This window comes from Enterobacter sp. 940_PEND, from assembly GCF_001059415.1.
In the GTDB taxonomy this organism is placed as follows: Bacteria; Pseudomonadota; Gammaproteobacteria; order Enterobacterales; family Enterobacteriaceae; genus Enterobacter; species Enterobacter cloacae_M.
On record NZ_JUMS01000042.1, the window covers coordinates 1 to 14,315 of the forward strand.

The following is a 14,315-nucleotide window of genomic DNA, read 5'->3' on the forward strand; positions in this document are numbered from 1 at the left end:
GGGCATTATCTGAACATAAAACACTATCAATAAGTTGGAGTCATTACCAACAATCCTGACAATCTGTGACCTTATCGCAAGCCGCTTAAAGCGAGGCCACTTCCGTTTCTGGTAAATCAATGATAACCAGTGTACCAAAACTGCCTGTTTCTACAGTATGGGGAGTGCCAGCTTTAGCGATATAGAGCTGTCCAGCCGTTACAGAGATTTTTTTACCCTTCACGCCCAGCTCCAGACGTCCATCAATGACCAGTAACCCCTCGTCATACTCATGTACCTCTTCAATCACTGAGCGTTCATCCATTCGTAAAACTTTAAGATTTGCAGTTCCAATGCGGCCCAATACACGAGAGTGCCAGGTCTCCGGTAAGGCAAGTGCTTCTGTTTTGAGGTCATAAAGCGACATAAAGTCATTCCTTTTTATGTTCATTTAACGCTCTTATGCCATATAAGTTCCCCTCGGTCATATAACAAATATGGAAAACTAACACGAGTAAAATGCTATATGAGGTCCTTAAATCACACCGCACGCTAACGGCGTTGCTGCGCCAGTTATAACCCCGCTGTAAAACGTGCTGGCATTCGCCGCCGGAATCCGTACCATACGCGGCATACAATGTTTGCCCCTGCTGGCTCCGAAGGTAGTACTAAATGCAAGAAAATCAAGAGATTAACAAAAAAGAGCAATACAACCTGAATAAACTGCAAAAGCGACTGCGCCGTAACGTGGGCGAAGCCATTGCAGACTTCAACATGATTGAAGAAGGTGACCGCATCATGGTCTGCCTGTCAGGGGGTAAAGACAGCTATACCATGCTGGAGATCCTGCGTAATCTTCAGCAAAGCGCACCGGTGAAATTTTCCCTGGTAGCGGTCAACCTTGACCAGAAACAGCCGGGCTTCCCGGAGCACATTCTGCCGGAATACCTCGAGAAGCTGGGCGTTGAGTATAAAATCGTCGAAGAAAATACCTACGGTATTGTGAAAGAGAAAATCCCGGAAGGGAAAACCACCTGCTCACTCTGCTCTCGCCTGCGCCGCGGTATTTTGTATCGTACCGCGACGGAGCTGGGCGCGACCAAAATTGCGCTGGGCCATCACCGCGACGATATCCTGCAAACGCTGTTCCTCAATATGTTCTACGGCGGCAAGATGAAAGGCATGCCGCCTAAGCTGATGAGCGATGACGGCAAGCACATTGTGATCCGCCCTCTCGCCTACTGCCGCGAAAAAGACATTGAGCGTTTTTCTCAGGCTAAAGGTTTCCCGATCATTCCATGTAACCTGTGCGGCTCTCAGCCGAACCTGCAGCGTCAGGTAATTGGCGACATGCTGCGCGACTGGGATAAGCGTTATCCGGGGCGTATCGAAACCATGTTCAGCGCGATGCAGAACGTCGTCCCTTCCCATCTCGCGGATGTGGAGCTGTTCGACTTTAAAGGCATCAACCACGAGTCAGAAGTCGTGAACGGCGGGGACCTGGCGTTTGATCGGGAAGATATTCCCATGCAGCCAGCGGGCTGGCAGCCGGAAGAAGATGACAATCAGTTTGAAGAGCTGCGTCTCAACGTGCTTGAAGTGAAGTAAGCGATTAGCGTCTCAGAAGGACCTTCTGAGACGCTCCATTCGTCATTTCAGCAGACGTACGCGACAGGTTTTACCCTTAATTTTCCCGTTTTGCAGCTGCTTCCATGCCTTATGGGCAACAGCCTGGCGAACCGCTACGTAGACATGCGCCGGATGGACCGCAATCTTGCCGATATCCGCCCCGTCCAGACCCACATCCCCGGTCAGCGCCCCTAATACGTCACCTGGACGCATCTTGGCTTTTTTACCGCCATCAATGCACAGCGTCGCCATTTCAGCCTCCAGCGGCACTACGCTGACGCTGGCCGGTGCATTCATCCAGTTCAGCTTAATCTGCAGCATCTCAGAGAGAATGTTGGCGCGCTGCGCCTCTTCCGGCGCGCAGAAGCTGATCGCCAGACCGCTGTTTCCCGCGCGCGCGGTACGACCAATACGGTGCACGTGCACTTCAGGGTCCCACGCCAGCTCGAAGTTCACCACCAGCTCAAGGGATTTAATGTCCAGACCGCGCGCAGCGACGTCGGTTGCGACAAGAATGCGGGCGCTGCCGTTAGCGAAGCGGACCAGCGTCTGATCGCGATCGCGCTGCTCCAGATCGCCATGCAGAGACAATGCGCTCTGGCCGGCAGCATTCAGGGCGTCACAGACCGACTGACAGTCTTTTTTGGTATTACAGAACACCACGCAGGACGCAGGCTGATGCTGGCTCAGCAGTTTCTGCAGGAGCGAAATTTTCCCCTGCTGCGAGGTTTCAAAGAACTGCTGCTCGATAGCGGGCAGCGCGTCTACGCTGTCGATTTCAATGGTGAGCGGATTTTTCTGCACGCGCCCGCTGATGGCGGCGATGGCCTCCGGCCAGGTCGCGGAGAACAGCAGCGTTTGACGATCGGCCGGGGCGAAACGGATCACCTCGTCAATCGCATCGCTGAAGCCCATATCCAGCATCCTGTCTGCCTCGTCCATCACCAGCGTTTGTAACGCATCCAGCGAGACGGTGCCTTTTTGCAGGTGATCCAGCAGGCGGCCGGGCGTTGCGACAATAATGTGCGGCGCATGCTGAAGTGAATCACGCTGCGCGCCGAACGGCTGTCCGCCACAGAGGGTTAAAATCTTGGTGTTTGGCAGGAAACGCGCCAGGCGACGCAGTTCACCCGCGACCTGTTCCGCCAGTTCGCGGGTCGGGCACAGCACCAGAGACTGGGTCTGAAAAAGCGCCGCATCGATATGCTGCAACAGGCCAAGGCCAAATGCCGCCGTTTTCCCGCTGCCCGTTTTTGCCTGCACGCGCACGTCACGGCCCTCAAGGATGGCGGGCAACGCGGCCGCCTGAACAGGCGTCATCGTGAGGTAACCCAACTCGTTGAGGTTATCGAGCTGGGCGGCGGGCAGAACATTCAGGGTAGAAAAAGCGGTCACAGTAGTCTCTCGTGGTCATCTTTGCGGTCAGATGGCGCGTATCCTCGCAGATCTCGCGGTTCGATGCGACAATTTAATCGGTTCTTGATCTGGCGGCGGGTCGGGCATCGGCTGCGGACGCGGGATGGGATCGGGCATTGGCACCGGATCGGTGGGGACGGGATCGGATTGACGCGATTGTTGCAGTAGCAGAGCGTTCAGGATGCTCATCATTCCCTCCAGAATTTGCTGTCGTCCCTTTTAGGGTAGACGCTGAGAATCAGGAGGCAAAAAAAAGCCGACTATGAAGTCGGCGTCGTACGAATCAATTGTGCTATGCAGTAATTCAAAAAAGGAAGTAAGACAATATGGAGCGCAACGCCCATCGCTTGACGTTGCATTCACCTGCGGGAGTAATATTGCACCTTACGGGGTAGATGTTTATTGACTTCGCTCAATTAAAAGAGCGTTTTGATCCCGTTAAAAGCTGAAAAAAGCGTAAATTTACAGCCATTTACTACGATGCAACCACCATGCAACACCACCAATCAAAACAACTAACATCACGCAAAACGCGGTAAAGCCGTAGCGATAAGCGCCACCCGGAATTCCCCCCAGGTTCACGCCAAACAGCCCGGTAAGAAACGTGCTGGGTAAAAACACCATCGCCATCAGAGACATCGTATAGGTTCTTCTCGCCAGCGACTCCTGCATCACCTGCGCGATTTCGTCCGCCATCACCGCCGTTCTGGCAATACAGGAATCAATCTCGTCCAGCCCGCGCCCCAGCCTGTCGGCAATATCCTGCATTCTGCGCCGCTGATCGTCATTCATCCAGGCGAGCCTTTCGCTGGCAAGACGCGCATACACATCGCGCTGCGGCGTCATGTAGCGGCGCATCACAATCAACTGCTTACGCAATAAGGCCAGAAAACCGCGGGGCGGGATCTGCTGATCGAGCAGGTTATCTTCCAGGTCGATGATTTTGTCGTGCAGCTCTTCAATAAATTCACTCGCATGATCGGTTAGGGCGTCACAGACGTCCACCAGCCAGCTGCCGCAGTCGACCGGCCCGGTGCCTTCTTTCAGATCGTTGACGATGTCATCCAGCGCCAGAACTTTTCGCTGCCGGGTCGACACAATGAGCCCGTCGTCCATGTAGACACGCATCGCAACCAGCTGATCCGGGCGTTCATCCGTGCTGCCGTTAATGCAGCGCAGGGTGATTAGCGTCCCGTCACCCATTCGGCTCACGCGGGGCCGCAGGCTTTCACCCGCCAGCGCATCGCGCACGTTATTGGGCAACAGCGGCGTCGAGGCCAGCCAGTCAGCGCTGTCCGGGTGGGTGTAGTTCAGATGTAGCCAGCAGGGATGCGCACTATCGATCGCATCATTATCTTCCAGCGGTCGCGCACCGCCGCGGCCATCCAGTACCCACGCAAAAACTGCGTCTGGAACGTTTAGTTCAGATCCTTTAATGCTTTCCACAGCGCCTCCACCTTTTTACCTCTTTCGGTGTCAGTCTAGCTTTCATCAGGTGTTAAGCAACAACTATGTATCCCATCGCGCTGAAATCGCTCAGGAATTGTACATTCTGGCCGGGGGCATTAAAAAAGCCTGGCATGCCAGGCTTTACGATACTGTCAGAGAGAGTGTTCTGGCCGCTGAAGGAAGGATGGCGAGCCGCCTGATAATAAGGAAGGAGAGCCCTGGTCAAGTCTGAAATTACGCGTTCGGGTCTGCAGCTCAATCACCTGATTACGCAGTACGTCCGAGGAACCATTGAGCTCCTCTGCCATTGCCACGTTACTTTGCGTGACCCGCTCCAGCTCCGATAGCGCCAGGGTAATCTGAGAAATACCTTTCTCCTGCTCTGACGTTGACGAGGAAATTTCGTCCATTAAGCGGCTGACATTCCCCGAGCCCGTCACGATTTCATGCATATTTTTCTCTGCCTGTGACACAACGCTGGCTCCCTGCGTGACGTTACTGCTGGTGACTTCAATCAGCGTTTTGATATTCTTCGCGGCCTCTGCGCTGCGGTGTGCCAGGTTTCTTACCTCTTCCGCGACGACAGAAAACCCCTTTCCGTGATCGCCCGCCCTTGCCGCCTCAACGGCCGCGTTGAGCGCCAGGATATTCGTCTGGAACGCAATGCCGTCAATCAACGAAATAATCTCCGTCATCTGCTGCGCGCATTCGGTAATGGACTGCATATTGCTGGCGACCTGCCCCATGAGCTCACCGCCCTTGCGCGCCTGTAACGTCGCCACATTTGCCTGCTCGCTCGCCAGGCGGGTGTTATCGGCATTGTTTTTGGTGCTCGCGGCCATTTGCTCCATGCTGGCTGCGGTTTGCACCAAAGACGCAGACTGCTGCTCGGTTTTCACCGATAGCTGAGCGCTACGTGCCGAGAGTTGGTCCGATAAGGTCATAGCAGTTTGCGATGACGCCCTGATCTCCCGCACCAGCGTCGCAATATTGCCGGAAAGGCTGTTTATACCGGGGATGAGTCGGCCCGCACAGTTATTGCCAAATTCAGGGATAGATACGCCAAGGTTACCTGCGGTCACCTCCTCAATACTCCTCTTCACCGTATTGATCGGCGTCACAAGATACTTCGTCATATAGACCCAGAGCAAAAATAGCGCAACGAAATTGATGACATTAAGCGAAATAAAGAGAGACGTATTGCTGGAAAATAGAACAACGACACCCGCACTTACCAAAAAAAGAGAGAAAAGGAACCCGATAATAAAGGTCCTGACACTAATATTTTTTAGCATGATAATACCCACGTTTTATATTTTGGTCGGCACTTAGACTTATAGCATTGGCCCGGAAGTTTTTCATCGCAAACAACGCTTGTTTTTTGTTTCGCCGTTAGCATCCTGAGATTTGTCTTAAGTCAGATAAAAAAAGCGTATTAGTGAAAATGTTTTGCTCAGCATGCTGCGATACTGGTTTCCCGCCATCTTAAGCGATAGTATCGCCCGCGGTGAGACGATACGATCGCCTTCCTATTTAAGGAGCTTTGCTACTGTTATTCGTTCTTGTTTAGCAATGCTTAATATATTAACAAGAGAATATATTTTATATTCTTAATAAGTTTTAGAGTATTAATATGACTGGTCATTTTTCACGATAAATAACTAATATGGTTTGAATGCGCATGTTCGTTGCCCGATAAAGATGTACCCGGCAGGCGAAATCGGTAACCCTCTCAGACGTGGGACTGCATAATGCTCAATATATCGTGGGACCCTGTGTTAATCGCTATCTCTTATCTGGTGGCGTTTATCGCCTCCTTTGTGGCGCTGGACAGCGCCGGAAAGATCCCCCTCTCCAGCCGAAAGGCTGCCCTCTTCTGGCGTATTGCCGGTGGGGTCACGCTGGGCATTGGCATTTGGTCGATGCACTTTATCGGCATGCTGTCGATGCAAATGCCCATGATGATGAGCTACGACCTCTGGTTAACCCTTGCGTCACTGGGCGTCGCGGTGGTTGCATCGGCCACGGCACTTAATATTGCCGTCGCGGGCAAAAAACTTTCTCCCTTTCGACTGATCTTTGCCACGGCGATCCTGAGCGCTGGCGTGGTGTCGATGCACTACATCGGTATGGCGGCCCTGATGCTGGATGGCAGCATCATCTGGGATCGCCGCCTCGTGGGGTTGTCCGTGGTTATTGCCGTTGTTGCCTCCGGTACGGCGCTGTGGCTGGCTTTTCGTCTGCGGGATAAACGCAAAGGCGTTTTTATCGATCGCATTATCGCGGCTTTCGTCATGGCTGCCGCGATTTGTGCGATGCACTATACCGGCATGAGTGCCGCGCAGTTTCAGGAAATGGCGCATACCCTCCCGGGCGGGATCGGCGAGCTGGGGTTATCCATCTGGGTTTCAGTCACCACGCTCTGCCTGCTCGGGGTGATGTTAATCATCTCACTTATCGATTCCCACCGGCGCACCAGCCGGCTGACGGATAATCTGCATCAGCTCAACCGCCAGCTTGAGCTACAGGCGCGGTTTGACGCGCTCACCGGGCTCGCAAACCGCCACCAGATGGATCTCCGCATGCAGGACTGTCTGCGCAGCGCGCTGCTGAGCAAAAAGCCCTTTGCGGTTATTTTCCTGAACGTCGATCACTTCAAACGCGTTAACGATACATGGGGTCATGGGGTCGGTGATGAGCTATTGATCGCGGTCGCGCAGCGCATCACGGCACGGCTCACGCGTGAGATGACCCTGGCAAGGCTGGGAGGCGACGCCTTTATCCTGCTGGTGCCGGAATGTGACGACGACAGGCTCAACGCCCTGGTCACCGCGCTGCTTGAAGACGTGCGACGCCCTCTTTCTATCTGTGGGCACACGCTAAGCACAACGATCAGCGCGGGTGTCAGCCTTTACCCTCAGGATGGCGAAACGCTGCACGAGCTGAAGCTCAAGGCGGATGCAGCCCTACATCGTGTCAAAGAAGAGGGCCGCAACGGCTGGGCGATTTACCGGGCCGAGATGTCAACGGCGATCCCGGCGAAACCCGGTTTCCTGCAGGAGCTTTCGCAGGCGCTTGAACGCGATCAGTTTGAGCTGTGGTACCAGCCAACCTGGCATGCGGGAGATAAAACCATTCACGGTTTTGAAGCCCTTCTGCGCTGGCGGCATCCTGAGCAAGGGGTTGTACTGCCCAATCTGTTTATCCCCTCCCTGGAGCAAACGGGTTTAATTATTCCGGTAGGTAACTGGGCCATTGAAGCGGCATGCCGACAGCTTCATTTCTGGACTGAGCAAGGTTTCAGCCAGTGGACGCTGTCGCTCAACCTATCCCCCATCCAGTTTGAACAGCCGGATATTTTCCAGATCGTTTCGTCGATGCTGGAAAAATATAGCCTGTCTCCGTCCCGGCTGATCCTGGAGGTAACGGAAAGCACCGCGCTTAAAAATCTCGACCGCAGCATTGAGTTGCTCAATGCGTTTAATCACGCGGGGATCGTTGTCTCGATTGATGATTTTGGGACGGGCTATTCCAACCTTCTGATGCTGAGCGTGCTTCCGGCAAAAGAGCTCAAAATCGACAGAAGCTTTGTCACGTCGATGCTGGAAAATGAAAAAAGCTACAAGCTGGTTGAAACCATTATCAGTATCGCCCGGACCATGGAGATGAACGTGGTGGCAGAAGGGATCGAGACGGAAGAACAGCAGGCGGTTCTCACCCGTCTCGGCTGCGATTACCTGCAGGGTTACCTTTTCTCCCGGCCCTTACCTGCCGAGCAGGTACCGTGGCTACTGCTGCAGATAAACTCAGACAAACAGATTATACCCATTAATAAAATTCAAACGGACCCCGCATTTATTTCTCAAAAAAATCATGCCTGACGGGGTTAAGTGGAGTATGTTTCAAGGGAGTACACGCGAGTCAATTCTGTCATGATTGTCAGACACATGTTGTCGATGAACAGGAAACGCCTATGTCGCAACCTTGTTTTGATGCGTTAAATGTAATTAAAACACCCGTGTGGCTCGTTTCACCCGTGTCGGAAAAGATCATTTTTGCGAATGTGTCCGCAACGCAGATCATGGGGGATAAAACGCTCGATGACCTGCGCAAAGGGATCTACTCTGCCAGTGCGCAAACCGTCCTGTCGATGTATGTATCTGAACTGAAAACAGAGCAGGAGATCGTCGAAATCTGGACAACGAGCCGGGATGGACAGGATACGCCGTTAAGCTGTCGCCTCTCGCTTGCCCACTACGCGCCCTGGGGCGATGTGATTGTTTTCGAGGGCATCTCCCAGCAAATACTCTCAGGATTGAAGGCCAGCCGTTCCGCTACCTACCGGCGGAAAAAGCAGGGTTTTTATGCGCGCTTTTTTCTGACCAACAGCGCCCCGATGCTGTTAATCGATCCGGCCCGCGACGGTCAAATCGTCGATGCGAATCTGGCCGCTCTCAATTTTTATGGTTATTCACATGATGACATGTGCAGTAAGCATACCTGGGAAATAAATACGCTGGGGCGAGATGTGATGCCCATTATGACTGCGATTGCCGCGCTGCCCGGTGGTCATAAGCCGCTCAATTTTGTTCACCGCCTTGCCGATGGATCCACCCGCCACGTTCAGACGTATGCCGGGCCCATTGAGATCTACGGTGACAAGCTGATGCTGTGCATCATCCACGATATCACCGAGCAAAAAAGGCTGGAGCAGGAGCTGGAACATGCGGCGTTACGTGACTCCATGACGGGGTTACTCAACCGGCGCCAGTTCTACGCGATTACCGATCAAAGCAACCTGAATACACTTCCCGCGCAGCAGCAATTTAGCCTGCTGCTGGTGGATACCGACCATTTCAAAAACATTAATGACCTGTTCGGCCATCTGAAAGGCGATGAGGTGCTTATCGCCCTTTCCCGGACGCTGGAAGCCTGTAGTCGGGAGGGCGATATGGTCTTCCGCTGGGGAGGCGAAGAGTTCGTTATCCTGCTGCCCCGCACCTCTCTCGATACCGCGATGCAGATTGCCGAGTCAGTCCGCGCAGCCGTTGCCCGCATTACGATTCCGGGCCTGCCGCGGTTTACCGTCAGCATTGGCGTGGCGCGGCACAATCAGGGAGAGAGTATTGACGAGCTGTTTAAGCGTGTGGACGATGCGCTGTATCGCGCTAAAAATGACGGACGCAATAAAGTGCTTGCGGCATGAAACTGGAGTATCCGGAAAAGCCCCGCTACAATGCCCACCTCGAATCAATTAGCGTCAGGTGGGTAAAAGCCGCAATGGGAAAAACAGAAATAATACTCACCTTAATTATTTTACTCCTTATTATATTTGGCTTCTGGTTTATTTTTAGCGGTGAGATCTGGCATCTCGTCGAATTTCTTGAAAATAGCCTTTACCCGACCTTCGACGCACCGTAACGCACGTTTAATCGCTTGTTTCACCTACCGAATATGTCAGGTATCTGCTTCCCTTACAGCCGCGTAAAATACGCGGCGTTATCCTCCAACAACGTTGATAACGAATCACTTATTCATTTGCTTATGTTGCCCGTGCTCTGACGGGCTTTTTTATTTCCGGCAATTCACCCACGCCAGGCTATATCTTAATCATCTTTATTGATAGAGGTGAGGAAAGATGAGCAAGAAGATCCTGATGCTGGTTGGCGATTACGCCGAAGATTACGAAACCATGGTGCCTTTTCAGGCGTTGCAGATGATTGGCCATCAGGTAGATGCGGTCTGCCCCGACAAAACGAAAGGCGATTACATCATGACGGCAATCCATGACTTTGACGGCGCCCAGACCTACAGCGAAAAGCCCGGTCACCGCTTTACCCTCAACGCCGATTTTTCAGCCGTAAAGGAGCAGGACTACGACGCGCTGCTCATCCCCGGCGGGAGAGCCCCCGAGTATCTGCGGTTAAATGAGGACGTCTTAAAGCTGGTACAGGCATTTGACGCCGCGCGTAAGCCGATTGCCGCAGTGTGCCACGGCCCACAGCTGCTTGCTGCCGCGGGGATCCTGAAAGGACGAACCTGTAGCGCCTACCCGGCCTGCGCGCCTGAGGTCCGTCTCAGCGGCGGACACTACGCCGCTATCGGCATCGATCAGGCCCATGTAGACGGTAACCTGGTGACGGCTCCCGCCTGGCCCGCGCATCCGCAGTGGCTGGCGAAGTTTAATGCGCTATTAGAATAACAGAGACCCGGCATTGGGCCACGCATAGCGGATGAAGCGGTACCGCGTATTGCAGACCTGGCGCATTCCCGCGCCGGGTCTCATAAAACATCAGTGCTTCTCGATATACATCGTCCGGCTATACGCCACGTCTTCCGGGTTATTAATAGGGTAGCCTTTCACCCAGGGCTTAATCAGACGACCATTGGTGTACTGGTAAATGGGCGCGATAGGCGCTTTCTCCATGAGGATTTTCTCCGCCATGTTGTAGTCCGTATTACGCGCTTTCGCCGTGGTTTCCAGCGTTGCCTGGTGGATAATTTTATCGTAGGCCGGGTCATTGAAACGCGAGATATTACCGCTGTGGGTTGAGGTCAGCAGGGACAGGAAGGTCGACGGCTCGTTGTAATCGCCTACCCATGACGCGCGGATCACATCAAAATTGCCGGTATTACGGCTGTCGATATAGGTTTTCCACTCCTGGTTTTGCAGTTTGACGTCCACACCGAGATTTTTCTTCCACATGGACGCCACCGCAATGGCGATTTTCTGGTGGTTTTCCGAGGTGTTGTACAGCAGGGTCAACTTCAGCGGACGCTTAGGACCGTAACCTGCGGCCTGGAGCAACGTTTTCGCCTGAGCGTTCAGCTCCTGCTGGGACATCTGCTCGAACGGTGAAGGCTCTGGGGTGAAACCCGCCGTCACGTCAGGGGTGAAATGCCAGGCCGGCTTCTCGCCTGTACCTAATACCTTTTCTGCCATAATGCGGCGATCGATAGTCATGCTCAGCGCAAGACGAACCCGGGCATCGGCCGTCGGGCCCTTTTGCGTGTTAAATGCGTAGTAATAGGTTCCGAGCTGAGGCGGCGTATACACCTGTCCCGGAATGTCCTTCAGGAGCTTCTGATACATGTTTTTCGGGAACGATTCGGTGATATCAATATCCCCCGCCAGATAGCGCTTAGTGGCGGACGATTCCTGATTAATCGGAATGAAGGTCACTTTTTGCAGGACAGTTTTCGCGTTGTCCCAGTAGTGCGTATTCGGCACGACAACCAGTTTTTCATTCACCACGCGGTCGTTCAGGACGTACGCACCGTTACCCACCAGGGCGCCCGGACGCGTCCACTCTTTCCCGCTTTCAACGTTCGCTTTTTGCACCGGATAGAAGGCGAAGTTCGCCGTCAGGTTGCTAAACCACGGGAGCGGTTTGTCCAGCTGGACGCGTAAGGTTCTGGCATCCACCGCCGTCACGCCCAGGGTATCTGGCGCCGCTTTGCCATCGATAATGGCCTGCGCGTTGTTGATGCCTGCCAGCGCCGCAAACCAGGCAAACGGAGACGTGGTTTTCGGGTCAACAAGACGCTGCCAGCTGTAGACAAAATCCTGCGCGGTGACGGGCGTACCGTCTGACCATTTCGCGTTATCGCGCAGGGTAAACGTCCAGATACGGTTATCGTTGCTCTGCCAGCGCGTCGCCACGCCCGGGGTCAGCTCCCCTTTCTCGTTCTGATTCACCAGCCCTTCGAAAAGATCGCGAATCACCTGAATCTCGGGTAATCCCACAGCTTTTGCCGGATCGAGCGAAGCAGGCTCGTCTTTAATATGCCTGACCAGCTCCTGTTTTTGCGCCAGTACCGTGCCCTGGGGCACATCAGCAGCGTACGAGAGTGTAGAGAGTCCGCACAGGTACAGTGCAGCGCAGAGACGCGAAACAGGATGCTTCATATGATCCCCTTTAATAAATTCAGGTAACAAGCAGATGCGTAATTATTTGTTTCGAAACAGAGAAATGCAAATACCTTACGCCTGAATAGTGATTTAAGGCAATTCTCAACCGTTACGGAAACTATTTGATTAACAGCGAGTTTTGCACAACACTGCCAGTAGAGACTTCTTTATCAGGATTTCGTATGGCAATCACCCGACCACGAGCGGAGCGCGGAGCCTTTCCGCCGGGCGCTGAGCAATATGGCCGCTCATTTTTAGGCGCGTCGCTGATCTGCTTCCCGGCGCCCGATGCCGATCGCAGCAGCGGTTTGATCATTGCCGGCACGCACGGAGATGAGAACTCGTCCATCGTCACGCTTTCCTGCGCGCTGCGGACGCTGACGCCTTCATTGCGACGTCACCACGTAATTCTTGCCGTCAATCCGGACGGCTGTCAGCTTGGTTTACGGGCGAATGCGAGGGGAGTCGACCTGAACCGTAATTTCCCGGCGGCAAACTGGCGCGCCGGCGAAACGGTTTATCGCTGGAACAGCTCCGCCGAGGAGCGGGACGTGGTGCTGCTGACGGGAGACAAGCCCGGCTCCGAGCCGGAAACGCAGGCGCTGTGCCAGCTTATCCATAAGATCCACCCCGCATGGGTTGTCTCCTTCCACGATCCGCTGGCCTGCATTGAAGATCCGCGTCACTCCGACCTGGGCGCGTGGCTGGCGCAGGCTTTCTCCCTGCCGCTCGTCACCAGCGTGGGCTATGAAACACCCGGATCGTTCGGTAGCTGGTGCGCCGATTTGAGCCTGCCCTGCATCACCGCTGAATTCCCGCCGATTTCCTCCGACGAAGCCAGCGAAAAATACTTAAACGCGATGATGGAGCTTCTGCGCTGGCAGCCTCAGAGATGAAGCACGCCGCTGGTAAAATTAAGCGCCGGTGAAACGTCAACCGCCAGCCACGTCGGGCCATCCAGATCGGCGAAACGGACCTGATTGACCAGCGGCAGCGCCGCGCCGATCGCCCGGGATGTGCAGAGCATGCATCCCAGCATCAGGGAAAAGCCCTGCGCCTGCGCTTCCGCCGCCAGGGCCAGCGCCTCTGTCAGCCCGCCGGTCTTGTCGAGCTTGATATTGACCATCTCATAGCAGCCCTTTAGCGCGCTCAAATTCTCGCGGGTATGACAGCTTTCATCCGCACAGACGGGCAGCGGATGGATAAAATTCTTCAGCGCCGCATCATCCTTCGCTGGCAGAGGCTGCTCCAGCATCGCCACGCCCAGGTCAGCCAGCAGCTGGCATCGGGCGGCAAGCCCCTCGGGATGCCACGACTCGTTGGCGTCAACAATCAGCGTGGCCGAGGGAACCGCCGAGCGAATGGCGACCATCCGCTCGCTGATCAGGCGATCGTCGAGCTTCACTTTTAACAGCGTGGCCCCGGCGTCATAGAGCGCTTTTGCGCTGGCGGCCATCTGCTCCGGCTCACCAATCACGACCGTTTGCGCCGTCACGACGGACTCCGGCATCGCCGCTCCCAGCAAGGACGTCAGCGATTGCTGCTGCCTGGCGGCCTCAAGGCTCCAGAGCGCACAGTCGATAGCATTACGTGCTGCCCCGGCGGGTAAACGCTGCTGTAACGCCTCGCGCGTGAGCCCTTTTTGCAGCTCTGGCACCAGGGTCATGATATGCGCCATCACCGACGCAGGGCTTTCTCCATAGCGCGGGTATGGCGTACATTCCCCAACGCCTTTAAACCCCTCCTCTTCGATTTCGACTACGACCACGCTGGCTTCACTTCGGCTGCCGCGGGAGATCACAAACGGGGTATGCAATGGCCAGGCTTCTTCATAGACCTTAACGCTTCTCATCACTGACTCCTTGCAGCCCGGAAAGGCGAAAAATATGGTTTGCCGTGTTATCCGCTGATGGCATACACTAGCCCCGAC

At 54.4% G+C, this 14,315-nt stretch carries 13 protein-coding genes and 1 pseudogene; 7 read left to right on the plus strand and 7 right to left on the minus strand.

Features of this window, described 5'->3' with window-relative positions; genetic code table 11:
• Positions 1-85: 85 nt before the first annotated feature.
• A complete protein-coding gene (locus ADJ24_RS05615) occupies positions 86-406 on the minus strand; it encodes a cupin domain-containing protein (protein ID WP_023312014.1) in 321 nt (106 codons plus the stop codon).
• A 141-nt stretch (positions 407-547) separates the two neighbouring features.
• Between ADJ24_RS05615 and ADJ24_RS25790 the strand changes: the two are divergent.
• Together ADJ24_RS25790 and ttcA are read left to right on the plus strand one after the other, a co-directional pair.
• Positions 548-616 (plus strand): annotated as a pseudogene (locus tag ADJ24_RS25790) (hypothetical protein); the annotation flags it as partial.
• Positions 617-651: 35 nt separating this feature from the next.
• Complete coding sequence (gene ttcA, locus ADJ24_RS05620; protein ID WP_023312015.1) at positions 652-1,587, plus strand: tRNA 2-thiocytidine(32) synthetase TtcA; 936 nt, start codon at positions 652-654, stop codon at positions 1,585-1,587.
• A gap of 42 nt (positions 1,588-1,629) precedes the next feature.
• Here ttcA and dbpA read toward each other — a convergent pair whose 3' ends face one another.
• The 4 genes from dbpA to ADJ24_RS05635 form a co-directional block, all read right to left on the minus strand.
• On the minus strand, positions 1,630-3,003 hold the full coding sequence (dbpA, locus tag ADJ24_RS05625) for an ATP-dependent RNA helicase DbpA (protein WP_048702279.1): 1,374 nt from the start codon (positions 3,001-3,003) through the stop codon (positions 1,630-1,632).
• Positions 3,004-3,030: 27 nt separating this feature from the next.
• Positions 3,031-3,216: a hypothetical protein gene (locus ADJ24_RS25670; protein ID WP_419095316.1), complete on the minus strand. Its 186-nt coding sequence runs from the start codon at positions 3,214-3,216 to the stop codon at positions 3,031-3,033.
• Between the two features lie 270 nt (positions 3,217-3,486).
• The gene (zntB, locus tag ADJ24_RS05630) at positions 3,487-4,470 is read right to left on the minus strand and encodes a zinc transporter ZntB (protein WP_023312017.1); all 984 of its coding nucleotides are present in this window, start codon (positions 4,468-4,470) and stop codon (positions 3,487-3,489) included.
• Between the two features lie 155 nt (positions 4,471-4,625).
• Complete coding sequence (locus ADJ24_RS05635; RefSeq protein ID WP_023312018.1) at positions 4,626-5,768, minus strand: methyl-accepting chemotaxis protein; 1,143 nt, start codon at positions 5,766-5,768, stop codon at positions 4,626-4,628.
• A gap of 456 nt (positions 5,769-6,224) precedes the next feature.
• On the opposite strand from ADJ24_RS05635, the gene ADJ24_RS05640 reads away from it, so the two are divergent.
• The 4 genes from ADJ24_RS05640 to ADJ24_RS05655 all read left to right on the plus strand — a co-directional run bounded on the left by ADJ24_RS05640 (position 6,225) and on the right by ADJ24_RS05655 (position 10,675).
• Positions 6,225-8,354, plus strand: coding sequence for a putative bifunctional diguanylate cyclase/phosphodiesterase (locus ADJ24_RS05640; RefSeq protein WP_023312019.1), 2,130 nt, complete (start codon positions 6,225-6,227; stop codon positions 8,352-8,354).
• A 92-nt stretch (positions 8,355-8,446) separates the two neighbouring features.
• Positions 8,447-9,679 carry a sensor domain-containing diguanylate cyclase gene (locus ADJ24_RS05645; protein WP_023312020.1) on the plus strand — a complete coding sequence of 411 codons (1,233 nt, stop codon included), beginning with the start codon at positions 8,447-8,449 and terminating at the stop codon, positions 9,677-9,679.
• 74 nt (positions 9,680-9,753) lie between these two features.
• A complete protein-coding gene (locus tag ADJ24_RS24945; protein ID WP_032668497.1) occupies positions 9,754-9,894 on the plus strand; it encodes an Ecr family regulatory small membrane protein in 141 nt (46 codons plus the stop codon).
• Between the two features lie 217 nt (positions 9,895-10,111).
• Positions 10,112-10,675, plus strand: coding sequence for a DJ-1/PfpI family protein (locus ADJ24_RS05655; protein WP_023312022.1), 564 nt, complete (start codon positions 10,112-10,114; stop codon positions 10,673-10,675).
• A gap of 90 nt (positions 10,676-10,765) precedes the next feature.
• On the opposite strand, the gene ADJ24_RS05660 is transcribed toward ADJ24_RS05655, so the two are convergent.
• A complete protein-coding gene (locus ADJ24_RS05660) occupies positions 10,766-12,382 on the minus strand; it encodes a peptide ABC transporter substrate-binding protein (protein ID WP_023312023.1) in 1,617 nt (538 codons plus the stop codon).
• Positions 12,383-12,567: 185 nt separating this feature from the next.
• Between ADJ24_RS05660 and mpaA the strand changes: the two genes are divergently transcribed.
• Entirely contained in the window at positions 12,568-13,281 is a 714-nt protein-coding gene (gene mpaA, locus ADJ24_RS05665; RefSeq protein WP_023312024.1) for a murein tripeptide amidase MpaA, read from the plus strand.
• Here the strand turns inward: mpaA and ycjG are convergent.
• Positions 13,272-14,237: an L-Ala-D/L-Glu epimerase gene (gene ycjG, locus ADJ24_RS05670; RefSeq protein ID WP_023312025.1), complete on the minus strand. Its 966-nt coding sequence runs from the start codon at positions 14,235-14,237 to the stop codon at positions 13,272-13,274. The two genes, mpaA and ycjG, sit on opposite strands and share 10 nt — an antisense overlap.
• Positions 14,238-14,315 lie beyond the last annotated feature (78 nt).

What these genes read in the sequence shown, in the direction of transcription:
- ADJ24_RS05615 (WP_023312014.1), bottom strand. Translation starts at nt 406, where the DNA reads ATGTCGCTTTATGACCTCAAAACAGAAGCACTTGCCTTACCGGAGACC.
- ttcA (WP_023312015.1), top strand. Translation starts at nt 652, where the DNA reads ATGCAAGAAAATCAAGAGATTAACAAAAAAGAGCAATACAACCTGAAT.
- ADJ24_RS25670 (WP_419095316.1), bottom strand. Translation starts at nt 3,216, where the DNA reads ATGATGAGCATCCTGAACGCTCTGCTACTGCAACAATCGCGTCAATCC.
- ADJ24_RS05635 (WP_023312018.1), bottom strand. Translation starts at nt 5,768, where the DNA reads ATGCTAAAAAATATTAGTGTCAGGACCTTTATTATCGGGTTCCTTTTC.
- ADJ24_RS05640 (WP_023312019.1), top strand. Translation starts at nt 6,225, where the DNA reads ATGCTCAATATATCGTGGGACCCTGTGTTAATCGCTATCTCTTATCTG.
- ADJ24_RS05645 (WP_023312020.1), top strand. Translation starts at nt 8,447, where the DNA reads ATGTCGCAACCTTGTTTTGATGCGTTAAATGTAATTAAAACACCCGTG.
- ADJ24_RS24945 (WP_032668497.1), top strand. Translation starts at nt 9,754, where the DNA reads ATGGGAAAAACAGAAATAATACTCACCTTAATTATTTTACTCCTTATT.
- ADJ24_RS05655 (WP_023312022.1), top strand. Translation starts at nt 10,112, where the DNA reads ATGAGCAAGAAGATCCTGATGCTGGTTGGCGATTACGCCGAAGATTAC.
- ADJ24_RS05660 (WP_023312023.1), bottom strand. Translation starts at nt 12,382, where the DNA reads ATGAAGCATCCTGTTTCGCGTCTCTGCGCTGCACTGTACCTGTGCGGA.
- mpaA (WP_023312024.1), top strand. Translation starts at nt 12,568, where the DNA reads ATGGCAATCACCCGACCACGAGCGGAGCGCGGAGCCTTTCCGCCGGGC.
- ycjG (WP_023312025.1), bottom strand. Translation starts at nt 14,237, where the DNA reads ATGAGAAGCGTTAAGGTCTATGAAGAAGCCTGGCCATTGCATACCCCG.